Consider the following 22,659-nt stretch of genomic DNA (forward strand, 5'->3'; position numbering starts at 1 on the left):
GGAAAGGCGAGTCACCCAGATGGCACAGAGCGAGATGACGGTAGTAGAGCTCCGCGAGTGGCTGCGGGGCTGGGTCTGCCGGGCCACGGGCCTCGACATCTCCAAGGTGACCGACGACCGGTCGCTGGAGGAGTACGGGTTGTCCTCACGCGACGCGGTGACCCTGTCGGCGGACCTCGAGGACCTTCTCGGCCGCCCACTGGACGCGACCGTCGCCTACCAGCATCCCACCGTCGCGACCCTCGCCGAGTACGTGATCAACGGGCCGGTGGAGTCCGACGAGCCGGTCGATCTGCACACGTTCCGTGAGCGCGGGGCCGGTATGGAGTTCGACGTCGCGGTCATCGGTATGGCCACGCGGTTCCCGGGCGGCGCCGACACGCCCGAGGCCACGTGGGAGCTCCTCGCCGAAGGTCGCGACGCCACCTCGCCGCGCCCGGCCACGCGCTGGTCGGAGTGGGCGGGTGACGCCTATGTCCAGCAGGTCCTGTCCGAGGCTCCGGACCGGGGCGGCTGGCTCGACGACTCCGAGGTGCGGGACTTCGACGCCGAGTTCTTCGGCATGAGCCCCCGCGAGGCCGAGATGGTCGACCCGCAGCAGCGGCTCGCGCTCGAGCTCACCTGGGAGGCGCTGGAGAATGCCCACCTGCCCGCCAGTGACCTCAAGGGTCGCGAGGTCGGCGTGTTCATCGGTTCGTCCTCGAGCGACTACCAGGTCTTCCTCACCGCAGACTCCGCGGCGGCCTCCCCGTACGCGGTCACCGGCGCCTCCAACTCGATCATCTCCAACCGCGTGTCGTACACGTTCGACTTCCGCGGCCCCTCGATGACCCTGGACACGGCCTGCTCGACCTCGCTGGTCACGATCCACGAGGCCGTCAACTCGCTGCGCCTGCACGAGTCCGACCTCGCCGTCGCCGGCGGCGTCAACATGATGCTCGCGCCCGCCGCGACGATGGGCTTCGCCAAGACCGGTGCCGCGCTCAGCCCGGACGGGCGCATCAAGGCCTTCTCCTCGGACGCGAACGGCATCTGCCGAGCCGAGGGCGGCGGCGTGTTCATCCTCAAACGCCTGTCCGAGGCGGAGCGGGACGGGGACCAGATCCTCGCGGTCATCAAGGGTTCGGCGGTCAATTCCGACGGCCGCTCCAACGGCATGACCGCGCCCAACCCGGACGCCCAGGTCGCCGTGCTGCGCCAGGCGTACGCAGACGCGGGCGTCGACCCGCGCGAGGTCGACTACATCGAGGCCCACGGCACCGGCACCATCCTCGGCGACCCGATCGAGGCCACCGCGCTCGGGCAGGTCCTCGGCCGTGGACGCGATGCTGAGAAGCCCACGCTGCTTGGTTCGGCCAAGACCAACTTCGGCCATATGGAGTCGGCCGCCGGTTCCGCCGGTCTGGCGAAGATCATCCTGGGCATGGACCACGACGCGGTCCCGCCGACCCTCAATTTCGCGGGTCCCAACCCGTACATCGACTTCGACACCGCGCGGCTCAGCGTGGTCACCGAGACGACGCCGTGGCCCCGCTACAGTGGTCGCGCCCTGGCGGGCGTGTCCGGTTTCGGCTTCGGCGGCACCAACGCGCACGTCGTGGTGGCCGAGTACCAGCCCACCCCGGTTAACGTCGTGGACGCGCAGACCTCAGCCGACGCTGAGACCGCAGCCGATGCTGAGACCGCAGCCGAGACGCCCGCCGCGGACTCCGTCGCCCGCAGTGTGGCCGACGCCGTCGCGCACAACGCCGACGAGTTGGCGACCACCGGCACCTCCGCGGCCGGCGCGCCCGCGACCGTGCTCGTGGTGTCCGGCTCGCTGCCCTCGCGCCGCAAGGCCGCGGCCGGTCAGATCGCCGACTGGCTCGAGAAGCAGGACGACTCGGTCGACCTGGGCGCCGTCGCCCGCACCCTGTCGACCCGCAACCACGGCCGCTCCCGTGGTGCCGTGGTGGGCCACACCCGGGCCGAGCTGGTCGAGGGGCTCCGGGCCCTCGCCGCCGGCGATCCCGGCCCCGGTGTGTTCAGCGCCGACGCGCCCGCCGGGACCGGCGACGTGTGGGTGTTCGCCGGATTCGGTGCGCAGCACCGGAAGATGGCCAAGGAGCTGTACCTGTCCAACCCGCTGTTCGCCTCGTGCCTGGACGCGGTGGACGAACTCATCGACTTCGAGGCCGGCTACCGCATGGCCGAGATGTTCCTCGACGACTCGGTGACCTACGGGGTCGAGACGGCGCAGGTCGGCATCTTCGCCATCCAGGTGGCGCTCATCGACACCCTCAAGGCGCTCGGCGCCAAGCCCGAGGCCGTGATCGGCCACTCGATGGGTGAGGTCGCCGCCGCGTACGCCACGGGCGGCCTGAACCTGGAGGACGCGGTGCGCGTGATCTGCGTGCGCTCGCGTCTCATGGGTGATGCCGAGCAGCAGGTGTCGGACGAGGAGGCAGGCGCGATGGCGCTGGTCGAGTACTCGGCCGACGAGGTCGCGCAGATCATCGCCGACAACCCGCAGTTCGCCTCCATCGAGCCGGCCGTCTACGCCGCGCCCACGCACACCACGGTCGGTGGGCGTGCGAAGCCGGTCGCCGAGTTCGTGGCCTGGGTCGAGGAGCAGGGCAAGTTCGCCCGTCAGCTCCAGGTCCGCGGCGCCGGCCACACCTCGGACGTCGACATGCTGCTCGGCGAGCTCGCCGCGGAGATCGCCGGCCTCGAGCCGCGCCCGCTCACCTCGGCATTGTTCTCGTCGGTCGATCGCGAGGTGCTCTATCGCGCCGGCGACGGACCGATCCACGCTGAGGAGTACTGGGTCAAGGGCATGCGCCACCAGGTGTGGTTCACCCACGCCGTGCGCAAGGCCGTCGACGCCGGCTACGTGACCTTCCTCGAGTTCGCACCCAATCCGGTCGCCGCAATGTCGATCGCCGCGACCTGCTTCGACGCCGGGCTCATGGAGCCCAACCTGCTGTACACGCTCAAACGCAAGGAGTCCGAGGCGGACACGCTGCTGAGCGCGATCGCGCAGTTGTACGTCCACGGGCACTCGATCGACATGCCGTCGGTGGTGGAGATGCTCCACGGGCACGTCACGGGCGCCGGCCGCTACGCCGCGGTGCCTGGCACCCGCTGGAAGCGCCGCACCCTGTGGCCGACGGTCACCGCCGGTGGCGGGTCGGGCGAGGGTCGCATGCCGGGCGCGCACGTGGCGCTGCCGGACGGCCGCCACGCCTGGCAGGTCCGTGCCGAGGTGGTGCCGAGCGTCGACGCGCTGATGACGGCCGCGGCCGCGTCGGTGGTCGAGGGTGCGACGCTCACCGCCGTGAACCGGCCCGGTCTGCTGCCGGCGTCGGGCGCCGTGACGACCACCATGACGCCGCACCCGGGTGGTGCGTCGCTGCAGGTGCACGCGCACGTGGGTGACGCGCCGGCGTCGTCGTTCCAACTGGTCGCCGAGTGCGCGGTGAGCGGCGGGACGCCGATCGAGCCCGGCTCGGCGCAGGAGCTGGCCTACGTGTCCACCGAGTCCGACGCCCCAGTGGTGGACGAGGGGGAGGACGACGAGACCGACGGTCGCTGGAGCCCGGACACCGGGGAGGCGCTCTCCGACCGACTGGCCCGCATCATCGGCTCCTCGATGGGGTACAGCCCCGACGACCTGCCGCGCGAGCTGCCGCTGCTCGACCTGGGCCTGGACTCGCTCATGGCGGTGCGGATCAAGAACCGGGTCGAGTACGAGTTCTCCATCCCGCCGCTCGAGTTGCAGGCGATGCGGGATGCCTCGCTCAACGATGTCGCCGACATGGTGACGTTCGCGGTGGAGAACCCCGAGCAGGTCGGCGAGCTGGCCGCCCAGCAGGCTCGCGGGGAGGGCGCGGTGGACGTGGCCGCCCTGCGCGACGGCACTGAATCAGGCGCCGACGCCGACGCCGACGTCGGCGCCGGTACCGACGCCGCGATCGCGATCGCCCCGCGCGATGACACCGAGCGCATGGCGTTCGGTGCGTGGGCCGTGGTCACCGGTGCTGCCGCCCCCGGCGTGACCGGCACCCTCCCGACGCTCGACGACCCGACCCGGGCCGCGCTCGCCGCCCGACTCTCCGAGCGTTCCGGCGGTGAGATCACCGCCGGGCAGGTGGCCGGCGCCACCACGATCGCCGACGTCGCCGACCTGCTGCGGCCGTTCACGGAGGCGGCGATCGAGGGCAACATCCGGGTGCTGCGGGAGGGCTCCGCGGAGCGCACGCCGCTGTTCCTGTTCCACGCCGCCGGCGGTTCCTCGTTCGTGTACGAGCCACTCGTCGAGCGTCTTGCCGCGGATACGCCCGTCTACGGCGTCGAGCGCACCGAGGGGCCGCTGCCCGAGCGGGCCGCCGGCTACCTCGACCGCATCCGCGAGCTCGCCGGCGGTCGCGCGATCGCCGTGGGCGGCTGGTCGTTCGGCGGCGCGCTGGCCGTCGAGGTCGCGCACCAGCTGCGTGCGGCGGGCGACGAGATCGCGCTGGTCGTGCTGCTGGACACCGTGCAGCCGTCGGAGCCGGTGCCGGACACGCTGGACGAGGCCGAGGCGCGCTGGAAGCGCTACTCGGAGTTCGCCAAGAAGACCTATGGTCTCGACGTCGAGGTCCCGCGTGAGTTCCTCGAGGAGCACGGCGAGGACGGCGTCCTGACCATGCTGCTGGAGGCGCTCGGTTCGGAGGCCAACGCCATGGGCGGCGGCGTGATCGAGCACCAGCGGGCGAGCTTCGTCGACAACCGGATCCTGCAGAGCGCCGACCTGGCCTCCTGGTCCGGGACCGGTGCAGAGGTGCCGTTCGTCATCTACCGGGCTGAGCGCATGCACGACGGCGCGATCGAGCTCGAGCCCCGCTACGCGCACGTGGACCCGGACGGCGGCTGGGCCGCGATCGTGACCGATCTCGAGATCGTTCCTCTGTCCGGTGACCACCTGGCGGTGGTGGACGAGCCGGTGGTCGGTACGGTCGGTAAGCATCTGGCACGTCGGCTCTCCGAGCTCGACTCCGAAGTACTGAAGGGATCCCACGCGTGACGGCGAAGACCACCGCGGACAAGCTCGCGGAACTGCGGGTCAAGACCGAGCAGGCTCAGGACCCGGGCAGTGAGCGGGCCAAGGCCAAGCGGGATGCCGCCGGGCTGACCCCGCCGCGGGTGCGCATCTCCGAGCTCCTGGACGCGGGCAGTTTCGTGGAGATGGGGCAGCTCGCCAAGGCGCCCGGTGACCCGAACAACCCGTACGGCGACGGCGTGGTGACCGGCCGCGGCACCATCGACGGCCGCCCGGTGGTCGTGTACGCGCACGACAACACGGTATTCGGCGGCTCGGTGGGTGAGGGCTTCGGTAAGAAGGTCTGCGCCATCATGGACTTCGCCCTCAAGGTCGGGTGCCCGATCATCGGGATCAACGACTCGGGCGGCGCCCGCGTCCAGGACGCCGTCACCTCGCTGGCCTACTACTCGGAGATCTCCAAGCGTCAGTACCCGGCGTCCGGGTACATCCCGCAGATCTCGATCATGCTCGGCAAGTGCGCCGGCGGTGCCGTCTACGCACCCGTGACCACCGACTTCGTGGTGGCGGTCAAGGACCAGGCGTACATGTTCGTCACCGGCCCCGACGTGATCAAGCAGGTCACCGGCGAGGAGATCTCCATGGAAGATCTCGGCTCGGCGCTGCAGCAGGCCAAGAACGGCAACGTCAACCACGTCGCGGTGAGCGAACACGAGGCGTTCATGTACGTGCGCAACCTGCTCAGCTTCCTGCCGTCCTCGGCCGCGGAGAAGGCACCGCTGATCAATCCGGGTCTCGAGCCGGAGATCACCGAGTCGGACCTGGCGCTCGACGAGATCATCCCGGACTCGGACAACGCGGCCTACGACATGCACGACGTCCTGATCCGGATGTTCGACGACGGCGAGTTCGTCGAGACCTCCGGCCAGTTCGCGCCCAACATGATCACCGGGTTCGCCCGGGTCGACGGCGAGCCGGTCGGCGTGGTCGCCAACCAGCCGCTGCACCTGTCCGGTGCCCTGGACATCGACGCTTCCGAGAAGGCCACCCGGCACATGATGCTGTGTGACGCCTACTCGATCCCGATCGTCTACGTGGTGGACACCCCGGGCTACCTGCCGGGCGTCCAGCAGGAGAAGCTCGGCATCATCCACCGCGGCGCCAAGATGGGCTACGCGGTCGCGGCGTCCTCGGTTCCCAAGGTGACCTTCGTCGTGCGCAAGGCCTACGGCGGCGCGTACGCGGTGATGGGCTCCAAGAACCTCGGCGGCGACCTCAACTTCGCGTGGCCGACCGCCCGTATCGCGGTGATGGGTGCCGAGGGCGCGGTGGATCTGCTGCAGCGTCGGCAGATCGAGGAGGCCGGCCCGCAGGAGGGCCCGAAGCTCCGTCAGCAGCTCATCGACATGTACAACGAGTTCATTGCGACTCCGTACACCGCCGCCGAGCGGGGCTACATCGACGCCGTGGTCCAGCCGTCCGAGACGCGTCTGATCCTGCGTGGTGCCCTCAAGCAGCTCCGCGACAAGATCCGCAACGAGCCGCCGCGCAAGCACCCCATCGCGCCGCTGTAGTAACCGCGATGGGGTGGCGGGCTCCCCGTACGCCTGCCCTCGGGCATCCGCCCCCGCGCCTGCGGCATCCGCCCCCGCGCCTGCGGCATCCGCTCGCGCGCCTGCTCGCCCAGCTCCCAGCCGCTCCCGGTCATGAACTCCCGCCCCCGCCGGAGCGCGCGCGGGAGTTCATGACCGGGAGCGGCTGAGCTGCTCGGGGACACCGGGAGCCGGGCGCCGGGCGCACCCTCAGCCACGGCTCGGGAAACGACACGGCCCGCGGGTGGGATCCACCCGCGGGCCGTGCTCGGCGCACATCAGCCGTACCGGCCGCCCGGTCCTACTCCGGGTTGGTCACCAGGATCGGGCCCTCGGGCGACCACCAGCCCCAGCGGTCCACCGTGTCCATGGTGACGTCGGCCGGCCGCGGGGGCTCGGACTGGTAGGTGCCCAGCGGCGTGTAGGCCTCGATGGAGCCCCAGTCGCGGTTCCAGTCGTGACGCAGGTACGACGGGATCGTCTGGGCACGCTGCGCGGTCTCCACCCACCCGAGCGGGCCGCCACCCTCGTACGACATCCACGTACCGGTGGCGCTGACCGCGAGAGGACGGTCCGGCAGGATCCGGAACTCCGGCAGCTCTGCCACACCCGCGAAGTGCGAGAACGGACGCTGGCACGGGAACTGCATGCTCACGGCCCAGTCCAGCAGGACCGGCGAGGAGGACCCGACCATCTCCTGGACCGTCACGAGCTCGGGCGCACGCGGCGGGGTGATGGCCGCCCATTCGTCGGGGGTGAGGTCGTCGTCGTCGACCCGAATCCGCATGACGTCGGCGTCGACGGGCACGTCCTCCATCGACACCCGCAGGTTCCGCCAGGTCGGGGCGGGGCCGATGTCGTACGGGACGACCGGGACGCCGACCATCTCGACGCCGTTGCCGGTGTCCCGGCCGAACTCGACGGTGACCTCCTGGCCGTACTCGTAGATGCCGTCGGCGTCGAAGCGCCCGATCCGGCCGGCCGCCGAGATGACCAGCAGCGGGTGCGCCTCGCGGTTGTCCGGTAGTTCGTACCAGCCGGTCTCGAGGTCGGCCTGCTGCTGCGGGCCCGCGAAGAACGAGCCCAGGACCGGCGTGGTGGCTGGGTCGAGACCGAACGGCAGGGCCACGGTGGAGCCGTTGACGCCCTCGGCACCGCGGCCGCCTCCCGTACCGGCGCTCTCACCGGTGTTGACCGAGGGGCCGCCGCCGGGCTCCGAGGTGGTGTTGGCGGCACCCGGGTCGGAGACCACCGCGTCGGCGGACAGGTCGGGGGCGACGCCGTTCGGGGTGAAGCCGGTGTTGCCGCCGGCCTCGATCGCCTCGGCCATGGCCCGGGGGTCGACGGAGCCGTCGGGCAGCCGCGGCGCGCCGAGCGGGGCGAGCATGCCTGCGTTGGCGTCCGGCTCGACGAGCACCCGGTCGGCGAGCATGCACGGGTTGCCGGCGAGCGCCGACACGTTGCCCGCGGCGATCGAGTACGCCGGGAACTGCTTCTGCAGCCCCTTGGCGAACGAGGCGACGTTGAAGATCACGAGCAGGCCTGCGACCACCGCGATCGGGGCGGCGGCGAAGGTCCGCATCCGACGGCGGCCCGCCGTGGTCCTGGGCGCCTGATCGCCGGTGTAGTCGCGGCGCAGGTGCTGCCAGCCGGCGAACGCGAACGTGAGCACCGCCAGGACGAGCAGCACGTTGGACGCGGAGATCCCGCTGACGCTCGGCGCCTTGTCCCACCAGGGGATGCCGTAGCTCGAGACGTACCACCACCCGTTGGGGCCGGCGAACGCCAACGCGAGGACCACCAGGATCACACCGAGGAACAGGGTCCGGTTGCGGGCGGTGCGTACGGCCGACGCGGAGATGGCGAGCGCCCCCAGCGCGGCGATCGCCGCACCGATCCCGGCGTACACGCCGAAGTGGTGGGTCCACTTGGTGGGGGAGAACATCATGAAGAACGCGGTGCCCACCACGACGCCCACGAGGCGCCAGACGGGGCCGGACGCGGCGCCGGGCACCTTGCCACGCCGCAGCAGCGTGCCGATCACCACAGCCAGACACAGCAGCACCAGGAGCACCGGCAGGCGGCGGGACAGTGACCCGTCCACCGTCGGGATCATCAGGTAGTAGTAGCGGACGAACTCCTCGTACCAGGCCAGGTTGGGGCCGATCTCGCCGCGCACCCGGATGGCCTCGAGCACCGCGGCGAGCGTCTGCACGCCGAACACGCAGATGAGCACCATGGTCCCGGCGGCCAGGACGGGCGCGACGAGCGCCAGGTAGGAGCCGACCTGGCGGCCGCGCACCACCACGGTGTGGACGACGGCCCGCAGGCCCATGATGAGCGCGGCCACGGCCATGAGCCCGGTGGGCCCGGTGGCCAGTGAGAACGAGGCGATGATCACGGCCACCGCGAACGGCAGCATCCGGCGGGTCGCGATGGAGCGCTCGACGGAGACCCAGGTCAGCAGCGCGCCCAGCGCGATCGCCGGCTCGGGGCGCAGGCCGTTGTTGAACGCCATCCAGAACGCGAGGAACACCGCGGCGGCGCTCCACACCACGACGGGCGTGGTGCGGGCGGCTCGCCCGAGGCGCGGCAGCACCTCGCGGCTGATGACCAGCCAGCACAGGATCGCGGCGATCAGCGCGGGCAGACGCATCCAGGGGCTGGCCGTGGAGACCTGTGCGAACAGGGTCAGCAGATCGTAGTAGGGCGAGCCGAACGGTGACTCGGGGACGCCGTACCAGCGGTAGTAGTTGGCCATGTAGCCAGCGGGCTCGGCGGCCCGGGCCATCGACATGATGTAGCCGTCGTCGGAGGTGTTGCCGCCGACGAAGTGCCACACGGCGAGCGTGCCGATCACGGCCACGTCGGGCAGACGCGGGCGGAACCAGCCGCGGGGTAGGAATCGCAGGCTCCGCCGGCCGTCGGTCTGGTCGAGCCCGTGCAGCGCCCACAGTGCGACCGCCGTCGACAGCAGGCCCAGGACGATCGCCGCCCACTTCAGCGTGGTGGGATCGGTGGTGAAGCGCGAATCCACCTCGACCGACACCGCGAGCTCGTCCGGCACGGCGGTGTCGAGGGGCAGGTCGGTGTAGAGACCAACGACCATGGGGCGCAGGTTGTCGGCGTCGATGCGGCCGGCCGCGGTGGGGCCGTCGAGACCCTCGAAGGACGCCTCCGCGTAGGTGGGGGCCGCCACCACGCTCAGGACACTGCACTCACCGGCGGCGACCTGCTCGCGTGGCGCGGAGACGATGACCCGGTTGCGGGAGACCACGTCGACCGTGTCGGCGGAGGCGCGGATGAACATCGCACGCTCCCCGGCCTCCTCGCCGGCGGCCGGGGCGGTGGACAGCACGATGCCGCCGTCCTCCGGGAGGTCGGCGACCAGGGTGCAGGGGATGGTCGCGGTGACCTCCTGCGGGGTGTGCGCCATGAGCGGCGCGGTGACCGACTCGACGGACCCGTTCTGGGGCCACTGGACCGAGGAGGTCGTCTGCGCCACCGGCAGGAACGGCAGGGCCAGGAAGCACAGGGTGCCCACCAGACCGCTGACGATGGCGATGACGCGGAGCCTGGCGACCCGGGAGTCCGAGGCGACCGGGGCGACCGGGGCGACGTCCTGATCGGATGCCGCTGGAGTGGCCGGGTCGGAGTCAGGGGACGCGCCCGAGCCGGCTGCGGAGGAAGAGTCTGACACGACGACAGATTCTAGGCGACGATCAGTTCATCGGTCCGGGTGTGGTCCAGCCCCACCGCACCTCGCTGCCGAGGATCAGCTCGGCCGGGGTGGCCGTGGGATCGAGTGGCTCGAACCGCTGGAGGGAGCCCCAGTCCCGCGACCAGTCGTGGTCGAGATAGGTGGGGACGGTCACGGCCTCGACGGTCTGGGTGGTCCACAGCAGCGGTCCGCCGCCGCCCGCGCTCTGCCACCAGTTGGCGGCGGACGAGGATTCGCGGTCGGCGAGGATCCGGTACTCGGGGATCTCGGCGACGCCGCCGTTGTGGACGAACGGCCGCTGGCAGGGGAACGCCAACGCCACGACCCAGTCGATGAGGACGGGATCGGTATGGCCCACGACCTCGTCGAGGGTGCTCAGTCGCGGGTTACGGGGCGGGGTGACGGCGATCCAGCGGTCCGGGTCGAGGTTGTTGTCCTCCACCACCACGCGCACGACCTGGGCGTCCTCGGGGATATCTTCGAGCGGGATCCGCAGGTTCCGCCACGCGGGCGCCGGCCCGATGTCGGTGGGCGTCATGGAGCCCATCACCTCGAAGTCGGTGGGCCCTGCCGCGCCCACGCGGCCCGGCCGGCCGTACTCGATGCGCACGTCGCCGGCACCGATGCGGCCGGCGACGGCCATCACGAGCAGCGGACGGTTGGGGCTGCGGTCGGGGAGTCGGTACCAGGCCGAGGTGAGTTCGGCGGCGACCTGCGGGCCGCGCCGGTAGGAGCCCAGCACCGGCGTGGTCTCGGGGTCGAGGCCGAACGGTAGTGCCACGGTGGAGCCGTTGACGGTCAGTGCGCCGCGGCCGCCGGTGGTGCCGGCGTCGACGCCGTCGCCGGGATCGCGCTCGTCGGGCTGGGACTGGGCGAGCGAGCCGGAGGCCTCGGCGCTGTCGACGGTGATCGAATCGGGCAGGCCGTTGGGGGCGAAGCCGTTGACGACGCCGGCGCCGAGCGAGATCTCGGGCCCGGCGCCGATCGCGGTGAGGATCCCGTCGTTGGAGTTCTCCTCGACGAGCACGGAGTCGGCGAGCGAGCACGGCTGCCCGGCGATCGCGCGCATGTTGGCGCGGCCGACCGTGTAGGCGGGGGATTGGGCGAACACCGCGGTGACGACGGAGACCAGTTCGAAGATCACGACGGTGAACGCCACGACCGTCAGGGGTGCGCCGTCGATGCCGCGCCCGTCGCGGTGCCGCGCCGCGGGGGTGTCGGCGCGGGAGCGCAGGAACGGGATGTGGCGGGTGACCCGGCGCCACAGGGCGCGTCCGGGTTCGTCGGGCAGGAACCCGATGTGGATGAGCCCGGCGACCAGCAGGCACGCGAATCCGCCGAGGAAGGCGAGGTACTGGATCTGGACGCCGCCGACGGAGGGGAAGGAGTCGGCGAAGGGGATGCCGTAGTCGGAGACGTACCACCAGGTGTTGTTGGTGGCGGTGGACAGTCCGACGACGAGGCACAGCGCCGCCCACACGAGCCACCGACTCCGGGCGAGCGACACGGACGAGGAACGAAGGGCGATCACGGCCAGGACCGCCAGCGCCCCGGCCAGCCCTGCGAAGACGCCGAAGTGGTGGGTCCATTTGGTGGGGGTGAACACCAGGAACAGCAGCGAGCCCGCGATCACGCCGATGAGCCGCCGGGACGGCCCCGCGGCGGCGCCGGGAATCCCGCCCCGTCGTAGCATGACGGCCGAGACGAGCACCAGGCACATGAGCATGAGCAGGACGGGGAAGCGGCGGGCCACGCCGCCGTCGGCCGAGACGCTGAACAGTGCCTCCCAGCGTTCCTTCTCGCCGTACCAGGGCAGGCTCGGCCCGAGCTCGGTGCGGATGCGGGTGGCCTCGAGGACCGCGGCCAGGGTCTGGTCGGCGAAGACGGTGTAGAGCAGCGCCAGGCCCACGGCCAGGACGGGGCCTGCGATCGCGGCCCAGCCCACAATCTTCGCGCGTCGGCGGGCCATGCGGACGAACTCGCGGGCGCCGGCGGCCAGCGCGGCCACGCACATCAGGCCGGTGGGCCCGGTGCCGAGGGAGAACGCGGCGACACCGATCGCGGCGACCCCCGGCACGAGCCGGCGGGTGGCGATGGAGCGCTCGACCAGCGACCACGTGAGCAGCGCACCCAGCGCGATGACCGGCTCGGGCCGCAGCCCGTTGTTGAACGCCATCCAGAACGCGAGGAACAGGGCGGCGCCGGTCCAGCGCGGCCGATGCCAGGTGCGGGCCAGCCGGCCGAGGCGGGGGATGACCTCGCGGCTGATGATCAGCCACGAGAGGATGCCGCACAGCAGCGTGGGTAGGCGCATCCACGGACTGGCGGTGGAGATCTCGGCGAAGACCCGCAGGATCTCGTAGTACCAGCCGACCGGGGACTCGGGTGAGCCGAGCCAGCGGAAGTAGTTGGCCATGTAGCCGCTCGGTCCGGCGGAGCGGGCCATGGTGAGCAGGTAGCCGTCGTCGGAGGTGTTGGCGCCCACGAAGTGCCAGAAGGTCAGGACGCTGATCACCACGCCGTCGACCCCGGAGAGGCGCAGCCACGAGCGGGGCACGAAGCGCCGGTCGGAGCGGCCGTCGATGCGGTCCAGGCGGTGCAGGAACCAGACCGAGGCGATCGTGGCCGCCACCCCGATCAGCATCAGCACCAGCTTGATCAGCGTCGGGCTCGAGGAGTAGCGGGAGTCGACCGTCACCTCGACGGTCGACTCGCCGAGGCCGTCGGGCGCGGTCGCGGCGGTCAGATCGGTGAACACGCCGGTGACCTGCGGCCGCATGCTGCCGGGGACGGCGGCGCGGACGGGATCGTCGGCGTCCTCGGGATCGCGGTCCAGGCCGGTCAGCTCGGCGACGAGGATGCCCGTCTCGGCCCGCACGTGCAGGGTCTCGCAGTCCGCGTCGCGCAGCGTGGCCAGTGGCACCGACAGCAGCGTGAGGTTGCGGACCACCACCTCGATGACCGGGTCCCCGGCGGCGTCGGAGGACCGCTGCACCACGAGCCCGTCCGAGATCCGGCCGGGGGCGTCCTCGGGCAGCGTGGAGAACACGACGGTGTTTTCCGGGACCTGGCTCAGCGGTCCACACGGCGCCGAGATGGTCAGATCGAGTGGCCGCCCGGACACGAGCGGCGAGGTGACCGAGGCGTAGTCGGGGCCGGCGGTCCACTGCACCTGACTGGTGTCCTGGTGCACCGGCAGCAGGCCGGCGAGGATCGCCAGGAACGCCCCGAGGAAGCCGGTGATGATCGCCCAGCGGCGGTCGCGGCCCATTCCCGGGTAGGGGTGGAGACCGAGTGGCCGGTCAGGGTCGGTGTCGCGGTGCGGGTCAGCGACGATGTCTGCGCGCTCGTCCGCCTCTCGGTTCGCCACGCCTGATCACCGCACCACGATCACGGCGAACGGTCCCACGTCGTGGACCTCGAAGTGGGGCCCGGAGACCGCCTCGGCGGGGATGGTGACGGAGAAGCGCCGCACGTTGGGATCGTTGGGGTAGGTGTCCTCGGCCAGTCGCAGTGAGTAGCCGTCGCCGGTGGGGCGCGCCAGGATCACGTCGGGGGCGCGCCAGTCCGTGCCGGTCATGAGGGCGTGGAGCTCCTCGCCGCTGGTGGCCTCCTCCCACGCGATCATCGCCGCGTTGCGGTCGGCGTAGCGTCCCAGCGGGTTGGCGTAGTGGGAGGTCACCGCCTGGTAGGCCAGGTAGGGGTTGTAGGCGAGGAAGGCGTCCGCGGTACTGACGACGACGAGGTCGGTCTTGTCGCGGCCCGGGAACGCCTCGGCGATCACGGCGTTGACGTCCGCGTAGTGGGACTCCGGTCCGGGCGGGAAGCGGTCGGCCCGCGCGCCGGCCCCGTCGGTGTCGGTGTAGGCGAGCCGGATCTCCTCGTGCAGGTGGTCCGGGATGCCCTGCACCTGCGCGAGCACGGCCAGGGCGGACACCACGCCCACGGCGGCGCTCGCCCGCCGTCGGCATCCAGTGGCCTCCGCGGCGGGGCGATCCGAGCCGTTCTGACGTCCGGCGGCCCGCACCAGCAGCCCGGCGACGTCGGCGATCGCGAACACCCCGGCCACCATCAGCAGACCGATGAGCACGGGCTCGAGGCGGAAGCCGAGCATGGTGGTGCCGAGAACGGTGACGGCCATCGACGCCAGGCACCACAGGTAGACGGCGGCCACACCGAGCCCGAGGGCCTGCGCGCGGCGCGAGGACCGGGCCCGGACGACGATCCAGATCAGACCGGCCAGGCAGACGAGACCGGTCAGCCCGCCGGCGGTCATGGGCAGCGGCAACCGCGCGCCGGAATCAGGCAGGTAGTGCAGGGCGGTGCCGGAGTCGGCCGGCGCCCCGCCGAGCGAGGCCAGGAGGTAGGGGGCCCACACGACGAGGGCGATCGCGAGGGAGCCGACGCCGATCACGGCGAGCCGGGCCGCGGGCAGCCAGGCCGGGTAACCGGTGCGGCCGCGCAGCGCCAGCACGGTGGCGATCGCGGCCATGAGCACGACGGTGCCGGCGGCGAGCGCCGTGTACAGGGTGTACATGCTGGCGGAGGCGCCGAGAAACACCATGGTGGCGACCGTGGCCGCGATGCCGGAGGGCTGCGGGACGGGACCGGGGGCGTCGCCGGCCGGCCGGGCCGCGGTGGGGTGGACGGCGTGCCAGGCCAGGATCAGCACCGGCGGGATGAACAGTGCCACCACGGCGCCGTAGGGCTCGGGGCTGCCGTAGGTGAGCATCATGGCCGTGGAGACCAGTCCCACCACGGCGCCGAGGTCGGTGCGCAGCAGGCGCGTCCACAGGACGGTGACCAGGGCGGCGGCCACGGCCAGCGAGAGGATCGACCACGGTTTGAACGCCGCCCAGCCCTCGAGCCCGGCGAGGTTGGCGAAGCGCCCGCCCAGCCAGAACCAGCCGGACGGGTAGAACGAGGGCAGGTCGGCGTAGGCCATGTCCGGCAGGCCGAGCGACGTGGTGGACCGGCTGAGGAACTGCGTGCGGAACTCCTGGTCGACGCTCACGCCGTGCAGGTAGAGGCGGGACGCCGCCAGCGGGATGCCGAGGGTGGCGGCCACCAGCAGCGCGGACCCGGTGGGCGCGGCGAGCTTGCCCAGACGCACCAGCCCGGCCCGACCGCCCGGCCGCTCACCCGCACGCGCGGCGAGGATCCCCAGTACCACCAGCACGAGCGCGGCGGTCTGCCCCACGACGGTCAGCGCGCGCAGGACGTTGGAGTTGCCGTACGCGGGGAACGTCACGAGCGAGAACCCGACGAGGACGACGGCGGTGACGACGGCGGCGAGGAGGGTCGCCGCCCCCGCCAGACCGAGTCCCCGGAGCGCTGGGCGCATGCTCAGAAGGGGAGCTTGCGGAAGATCGGCCGCGGCACGTGGGTGAGCACGGCCATGACCCCGCCGAACGCGGCCGGGGCGAACACCGCGCCCTTGTCGCGACCGGAGTTCTTGACCGCGATCCGGGCCACCTCGTCCTTGTTGATGGTCAGCGGGGCCTCGTCGACGTGCGCCGACATGCGGGTGCGCACCTGGCCGGGCCGGATGACCAGCACGTCGACCCCGTGCTCGGCCAGCGCGTACCCGAGGCCGGTGTAGAAGGAGTCGAGACCGGCCTTGGTGGAGCCGTAGACGAAGTTCGAGCGGCGGGCGCGCAGACCGGCGGCCGAGCTCATGGCGATGATCCGGCCGTAGCCCTGGGCCTTCATGCGCTCGGCGAGCAGGACGCCCACCGAGACGGCGCCGGTGTAGTTGATCTGCGCGATCTGGACCGCCTTGCGCTGGTCCGACCAGAGTTCCTCGTTCTCCCCCAGCAGGCCGAACGCGACGATCGCCACGTCCACGTCGCCCCCGGCGAAGATCTGCTCGAACGTGGCCGGGTGGGTGTCGGTGGCCGCGGCGTCGAAGTCCACGACCTCGACCGCGGTCGCGCCGGCGGCCGTCATCTCGGCCCTGGCGTCCTCGACCCCGGGGTCACCCGGCAGGCATGCCAGGATCACACGCATCGGCCCCTGGGTGAGGTACTCGGCGCAGATGGCCAGGCCGATCTCGGAGGTACCCCCGAGCAGGAGCAGTGTCTGGGGGACGCCGACGGCATTGATCATGGACGGCAGTCTACCGACGGCCCTCAATCCCCCGGCCGCCCGTCTCGATCCCCCGGTGCGCCGCCGAGATCCCCCGGTGCGCCGCCGGGATCCCCCGCCCTCCGGTCGATAAGAGTGTTCGGCACACGTCGGGCGAGTGGAAATGTGCGGAAGGCTCTTATGGACGGACGGCGGGGGCGGTGGGGCCGCGTCGCCCCGCCGGGTCAGAGCAGTTCGAGACGCCGACCCATGTCGGAGACGAACACGCCGTTGGGGTCGATCCGCCGGCGCGTCGCGATCCACGAGTCGATCTGCGGGTACATGGCGTGGAAGCGCTCGGCCGGGACGCGGGAGTCCTTGGCCGTGTACAGGCGCCCGCCCATCGACATGACCTTCGCGTCGAGGTGGTTGACGAACGCGTTCAGCCGGTCGTTGATCGGGAAGTCCACGCACACGTTCCAGCCCTCCATCGGGAAGGACAGCGGCGCCTGGTTACCGGGGCCGAACAGCTTGAACACGTTGAGGAAGGAGTACTGGCCGGAGCGCTGGATGTCCCCGATGATCTCCTTGAACCCGTCGACCGCGCCCGGCGGGACGATGAACTGGTACTGCAGGAAACCCGCAGGTCCCATGGCCCGGTTCCACTCTCCGAACAGGTCGAGCATGTGGTAGAACTGCGGCAACGTCTTGATCTTGTTCCGGCGCGTCCCGCCCATGCGGTAGTACGCCTCGCCCACCAGGCTGAAGGACCACTTGTTGGCCAGCCCGTTGGGGAAGATGTCCGGGAACGTCAGCAGCGGCTTGGCGTCCATCGTCAGCGGGTTCTTGGCGAGCTCGGGTGCGTACTCCTCGAGCTGCGCGAGCGTCGCGAGGTTGCCCCGCGAGATCGCGGCCCGGCCGAGCTTCGGGGGCGCGCTGATCGCGTCGAACCAGGCGGAGGAGTAGGTGTACCTGTCCTCGGAACCGTCGGTGTGCAGCGCGATCGTCTCGTCGAGCGAGCCCGTCTGGTCGTCGTCGGCGAGGAAGAACGCCGTCTCCGTGCGCGTCATGGCGATCCACACCTTGAGCACGATGCCGGTGAGGCCGTTGCCGCCGACCGTCGCCCAGAAGAGACTGCCGTCCTCGTCGTCGTCGGTCCCGCCCGGCTCCAACGACAACACCCGCCCGTCCGCGACGAGCAGCTCCATCCGCGTGACGTGGTTGCCGAACGACCCGGCGGAGTGGTGGTTCTTGCCGTGGATGTCGTGGCCGATCGCGCCACCGACCGTCACCTGGCGGGTGCCCGGCAGCACCGGGACCCACAGACCGAACGGCAGGGCCGCGCGCATGAGCTGGTCGAGGTTCACGCCGGCGTCGACCACCGCGATTGCCTTCTCCGCGTTGAGCTCGTGGATGCGGTTGAACCGGCTCATGTCCAGCACCAGGCCACCGGAGTTCTGGGCGCTGTCGCCGTAGGAGCGGCCGAGGCCGCGGGCGATCACGCCCCGGCGCAGGTGGTCCGGCGACGAGGCGTTGGCGTCGTTGACCGTCGAGACCGCCGCCGAGATCTCGTCGACCGACCGGGGAGTGAGCACGTGGCTCATCGCGGGCGCGGTGCGCCCCCAGCCGGTCAGGCGCTTGAGCTCGGTGTCGAGGGAGGGCCGGGCCGGGGTCGTGTTCTGTGCGGTGCTCACGCAGTCGAGGCTACCGCCACCGCGGCCCGGGCTCGTCTACACGTGGGCCCCTGAGTGGACGACGCGGGCGCTCCCCTTGATGAACTCCCGCCCCGCGGAAGCGCGCGCGGGAGTTCACGGAGAGGAGCGCCTGGCTCCGGAACGCACAGGTGCGGGCGCGGATGCCGGGTGGGCTGTGCGCGGGCGCGGATGCCGGATCCGCTACGCCTGGCATCCGGAGGTGAAGGGCACGCCCCGGGCGCGGGCATCCACCCAGTCGAGGGCCGGCCCCACCGCGGTGTAGGCGGCGGTGATGTGTTCGCCCGCCACGGGCGTGTACTCGACGTCGGCGCCCGCCTCGCACCATTCGTCGGTGAGCCGGCGGGCGGTCCACTCGGGGACGAAGAAGTCGCCGGGGCCCGTCGAGGAGCCGGGGCCGGGTCCGATCGGGACGGTGGCGTCGCCGTGCCACACCTGCACCGGGCCGGTCGGGACCTCGCGCGGGTCGGCGCCGTTGGCGGGGTCGGCGGTGCCCAGCCGGTTGCGGGCCATGACGCGCCGGACGGTCGGGTCGGTGCGCGGATCGACGTCGGTGAGCATCGACAGCGGCGCGCGGAGGATCCCGATCGCGGTGTTGGCGGCGGCGCACGAGTCGCGAAGGTGGTAGGCGGCCACGTCGCCGGTGTCGTTCAGCAGCGGGTAGAGCTCCGGGTACTCGCGGGCGAGTCCGAGCACGGCGGCCCGGTAGAGCCCGGAGGCGACGGTGCCGTCCATGCTGTCGAACAGATCGGAATAGTCGGCCGGGACCCCGCCGACGGAGGAGCCGACCAGCACCCCGGTCAGTTCGGGCGCGTACACCGGCTGCAGCTGAGCCGCCCACCCGGTGGCGATCCCGCCGCCCGAGTAGCCGACCTGCACGATGCGCGAGTCGGCGAACAGCGGGTCGGTGTCACCCGGCGGGACGAACGCGCGCGCGGCCCGCATCCCGTCGAGGACGGCCCGCCCGTTCGCGCGGCCCGCGGCGTACGCGGCCTTGGGGCCCTGGAAGTCGGTCACCACCAGTCCGTACCCGCGGTCGGCAAGGATCTGCAGGAAAGGTGGCAGCTCGATGTTGAACTTGTTGGGCAGCACGTGCGAGGGCATGCATTCCAACCCGAGCGAGTCGATCGTGACGTTGAACGACACGAGCGGCCGCGGCCCGGGCCCGTCCCAGGGGGTGGCCGGCTCGAGGATCGTGGAGACGATCTGCTGCGGCTGGTCGTGGGAGTCGGCGCTCTGCACCAGGACCTGCCAGCCCCGACCGAAGTTGCGCATGTTGATCGGCGGGACGGTCACCGGCCGGGCGGCGAGGATGGTGCCGTGCGCGGTGGCCGGGTCGACCGCGGGCGGATCCGAGTACCAGGGGTCCGGCGACGGGCTGGGCAGGTACCGCTCCGGGGTGCGCTCGTGTTCGGGCGCGGGGCGGAAGCCGGCCAGGGGGTCGGGGAGTTCGACGGAGCCGGGCGAGAGGGTCGGTGCGGCGCCGGGCGGCAACGTCGGTGCGGTGCCGGTCGTGTCGGCCACCGCGGCGGGGGAGCCGGCTATCGCGCAGGCCACGGCGAGGGCCAGTGTCGAGACGAGGCGGCCGGGGAGGGGGCGGGGCCGAGGGGTCATGCGTCTACGGTAGCGGCACCAAATGGGCGCACGCGCCGGACCTGCGCTGGAGGTGTCGATGTTCACTTCCCGGCGCGCCGACCTACGCTGGTCGGGTGAGTTCCTCCCCAGACAGCACGGGCACGGGCGGCGCGGACCTGACGGGCGATTCGGTCCTGGATTCGCTGCGCGGCGCCGTCGACCCGCTCGAGTCACGGCACGAGTCCGACCCGGCCGCCCCGACCGACCTCAAGACTCAGATCATCCGGTTCTTCCTGACCGGCGTGCTGTCGGCGATCGTCGACTACGGCCTGCTGCAGCTGTTGATGCTGGTAGGCGTCAGTCCGGGCTGGGCCAAGGCGCTCTCGTTCGTCGCCGGCACGCTCACCGCCTACGCGCTCAACCGGCGGTGGACGTTCCAGGCGGAGCCGTCGCGGTCCCGGTTCGTGGCGACGATGTGCCTGTACGCCGTGATGTTCGGCGTCCAGTGGGGCCTGTTCATGGTGCTGATGCCCTGGTTCCAGGGCATGGGGTGGAATGAGTTCTGGGCCAGTTCGATCGGCTACGTGATCGCGCAGGGTGTGGCGACGGTGACCAACTTCATAGTTCAGCGCACGGTGATCTTCCGGGTGCGCTGATGACCGTCCTCTCCGCCATCGGCAGCGTCGCCCTTCTCCTGATGTTGCTCTATCTGCCAGGCGCCGCGGCCGCGGCGATGCTGGTACGGCGACCGCTCAGCGTGCTCGCGGCGGCGCCGGCGGCGGGGTACGCGATGTACTCGGTCGGAGCGATGGTCACCACGGCCGCGGGGATCCGGTGGACCCCGGCGGCCGTCGCCGGATGGCTGGTGATCTGCCTCGTCGTGGTGGCCTTGGGCGCTGTGGCGGCGGGCGTGCTGGACCAGCGCGCACCGTGGGCGCGACGCACTGAGGGTGACGACGACGTCGTGGCTGTGTCGCCGGTCGCGTCGGGGGCCACGTCCTCCCGAGGGGCCTGGTGGGCCGCCGGGGCGGTGGTGCTCGGGGCTGTCGTCGTCGGGGCTGGACAGGTGATCTGGTCCAGTGACCTGCTGCGGCAGCCGGCCCAGTACTGGGACGCGATCTTCCACGGAGTGGCGATCCGCTTCATCGCCGAGGAGGGCGCGGCCAGCCCGTTCGCGCTCGCGGGGGCGGCGCAGCCCGCGAACGACTCGTTCTACTACCCGGACGTTTACCACGCGGTCGGGGCGCTGCTCCTACAGTTGCCCGGTCAGTCGATGCCCGGAGTGCTCTCCGCGCTGTCTGCGGCGACCGTGGTGATCTTCGTATTGGGCACCGTGGCCGTGGTGCGTCACCTCGACGGCGGTCCCGTCGCAGTGGCCGCATCGGCCGCGATGGCCGCCACCACGTGGTCCTTCCCCTTCGCACGCATCAACTGGGGTCCGGTTCTGCCTTACGCTCTCGGAGTCGCTTCGATCACCGGAGCCGTGGCACTGGGTGTGCTGATCGTCCGTTTCCGACGCTTCGACCTGCGCCGGGCCCTGCTGTTGGGTGCGGTTATGGCGGGTCTGTTGGCCGTCCACCCGTCTGTCGGCGCGGGGGCGGCGATCGTGCTGGCGGCCCTGCTGGCCGTGGGGTCGGCCGACGGTTCCAGGGCGTGGAGTCTGGTTACGTTCGTCGTGGCGGCGCTCGCCGCGATGGCCGTGTTCCTGCCACAGTTCTCCCTGGTCTCCGGGTCCGATGTGGCGGGCTTCCGCTGGCCCAAGTTGTCACCGGTATCCACCGTGATCGGTGAGTACCTCAACGTGGCGCTGTTTCCGCCGCTATCCGTCCTCTGGTGGTTGCTCTTGATCGTGGGGGTTGCGGTGGCCGTGCAAAGACGGTCGCGGCCGCCGCTCGCACTTGCTCTCGCCGGACTGGCCTTCTCCGTGCAGTTCTTCCTTGCGTATACGGTCGCGGCGGACTGGTCACACCTGTTCACCGCGGTGTGGTGGGACGACGGCAGTCGCCTGCATGCTCTCGTTATCGTGGCGTCGACCCCGGTGGTCGGCCTGGGGGCGGGCGCGCTCGCCGCGGGCGCGGCCCGGATCCGTCCGGCGGCCGCGCGAGGCGGTGTGCAAGCGGCGATGCTGTTGATGCTGGCCGCGGCGCTTGTCGGAGGACATCTGACCGTCCGAGGGGAGCTCACCCGGTGGGTATACGGGAACGGCCCCGCGGTGAACGAGTACGAGGCGGAGATGTTCGCCGAGCTCGCCGACCGGTACGACGGCGGAATGGTTCTGGGCGATCCGTTCGACGGATCGAGCTGGATCTATACCCTCTACGGCATTCCTGTGGTGCTGCCGGCGCCGCTGGTGGAGGATCCGGACTCGCAGGTCGGCCCGGCCCGGATGCTGCTTTACACGTCCATCGCCAGGTACGGGTTCGATCCCGGTGTCACCCTCACCGTCGAGAATATGGACGTGCGGTGGGTAATCGTGGGCTCGGGGGTCATCGGCGGGCCGGGACGGCCCCCGGGATTCGTCGGTATGGGCTGGAACCCGCATCTGGAGTTGGTCGCCGCCAACGAAGGCGCACGGTTGTACCGCGTGCGCCCGGTGTCACCCCACCCACTTCTGCCGGTACCGCCGGGGGTCCCTCCGGTCGTGCCCCCGGTCGAGCAGGACGTCGATTCGCTGTCAGTGGTGGGCGGTCCGGACCAGCCGGCCGAGCCCTGACCCGGGCGTCCTGCCACGCACTGGCCGGGGTGGGGCACCGCAGCCATTAGCCTGGTGTCGGCCCGCCGTACGCGTCGGTCAGCACAGAGACTCGAGTGAGGGAGCACATGCCCACGCACATGACCGGCGGAAGCACCGCCGCGAGCACGCCCACTGACGGACAGACCGACCGCGACCTGCTCCTCCAGCGGACCCTGTTCTCGGGCCCGCGCAAATGGGTCAACGACGACCTCTACTCGCGCGTCAGCCGCGGCATCGTG

General features: G+C 71.4%; 10 protein-coding genes. 4 read left to right on the plus strand and 6 right to left on the minus strand.

Annotated elements, in window-relative coordinates; translation table 11 throughout:
* Window positions 1–19: 19 nt before the first annotated feature.
* Both pks13 and ACWIE7_RS02765 read left to right on the plus strand, forming a co-directional pair.
* Entirely contained in the window at window positions 20–5,044 is a 5,025-nt protein-coding gene (gene pks13, locus ACWIE7_RS02760; RefSeq protein ID WP_454068535.1) for a polyketide synthase Pks13, read from the plus strand.
* Window positions 5,041–6,594, plus strand: a complete 1,554-nt coding sequence (locus ACWIE7_RS02765; protein ID WP_452099822.1) for an acyl-CoA carboxylase subunit beta — start codon at window positions 5,041–5,043, stop codon at window positions 6,592–6,594. The genes pks13 and ACWIE7_RS02765 overlap by 4 nt, the downstream gene beginning before the upstream one ends.
* 319 nt (window positions 6,595–6,913) lie before the next feature.
* On the opposite strand, the gene ACWIE7_RS02770 is transcribed toward ACWIE7_RS02765, so the two are convergent.
* From ACWIE7_RS02770 to ACWIE7_RS02795, 6 genes are all read right to left on the minus strand, one after another.
* Window positions 6,914–10,312 (minus strand): arabinosyltransferase domain-containing protein, encoded by a 3,399-nt coding sequence (locus tag ACWIE7_RS02770; protein ID WP_454068536.1) that lies wholly within the window; start codon window positions 10,310–10,312, stop codon window positions 6,914–6,916.
* A 22-nt stretch (window positions 10,313–10,334) separates the two neighbouring features.
* Window positions 10,335–13,703 carry an arabinosyltransferase domain-containing protein gene (locus ACWIE7_RS02775; protein WP_454068537.1) on the minus strand — a complete coding sequence of 1,123 codons (3,369 nt, stop codon included), beginning with the start codon at window positions 13,701–13,703 and terminating at the stop codon, window positions 10,335–10,337.
* A gap of 6 nt (window positions 13,704–13,709) precedes the next feature.
* Window positions 13,710–15,677: an arabinofuranosyltransferase gene (locus tag ACWIE7_RS02780; protein ID WP_454068538.1), complete on the minus strand. Its 1,968-nt coding sequence runs from the start codon at window positions 15,675–15,677 to the stop codon at window positions 13,710–13,712.
* A 2-nt stretch (window positions 15,678–15,679) separates the two neighbouring features.
* Window positions 15,680–16,441 carry a decaprenylphospho-beta-D-erythro-pentofuranosid-2-ulose 2-reductase gene (locus ACWIE7_RS02785; protein ID WP_454057940.1) on the minus strand — a complete coding sequence of 254 codons (762 nt, stop codon included), beginning with the start codon at window positions 16,439–16,441 and terminating at the stop codon, window positions 15,680–15,682.
* Window positions 16,442–16,644: 203 nt separating this feature from the next.
* The gene (locus ACWIE7_RS02790) at window positions 16,645–18,093 is read right to left on the minus strand and encodes an FAD-binding protein (protein ID WP_454068539.1); all 1,449 of its coding nucleotides are present in this window, start codon (window positions 18,091–18,093) and stop codon (window positions 16,645–16,647) included.
* 201 nt (window positions 18,094–18,294) lie between these two features.
* The gene (locus ACWIE7_RS02795; protein WP_454068540.1) at window positions 18,295–19,725 is read right to left on the minus strand and encodes a lipase family protein; all 1,431 of its coding nucleotides are present in this window, start codon (window positions 19,723–19,725) and stop codon (window positions 18,295–18,297) included.
* Between the two features lie 95 nt (window positions 19,726–19,820).
* Between ACWIE7_RS02795 and ACWIE7_RS02800 the strand changes: the two genes are divergently transcribed.
* Window positions 19,821–20,342 carry a GtrA family protein gene (locus ACWIE7_RS02800; protein ID WP_454057937.1) on the plus strand — a complete coding sequence of 174 codons (522 nt, stop codon included), beginning with the start codon at window positions 19,821–19,823 and terminating at the stop codon, window positions 20,340–20,342.
* On the plus strand, window positions 20,342–22,399 hold the full coding sequence (locus tag ACWIE7_RS02805) for a DUF6541 family protein (protein WP_454068541.1): 2,058 nt from the start codon (window positions 20,342–20,344) through the stop codon (window positions 22,397–22,399). Before ACWIE7_RS02800 ends, ACWIE7_RS02805 begins: the two co-directional genes overlap by 1 nt.
* Window positions 22,400–22,659 lie beyond the last annotated feature (260 nt).

It is taken from the genome of Dietzia sp. NPDC055343 (genome assembly GCF_053645265.1).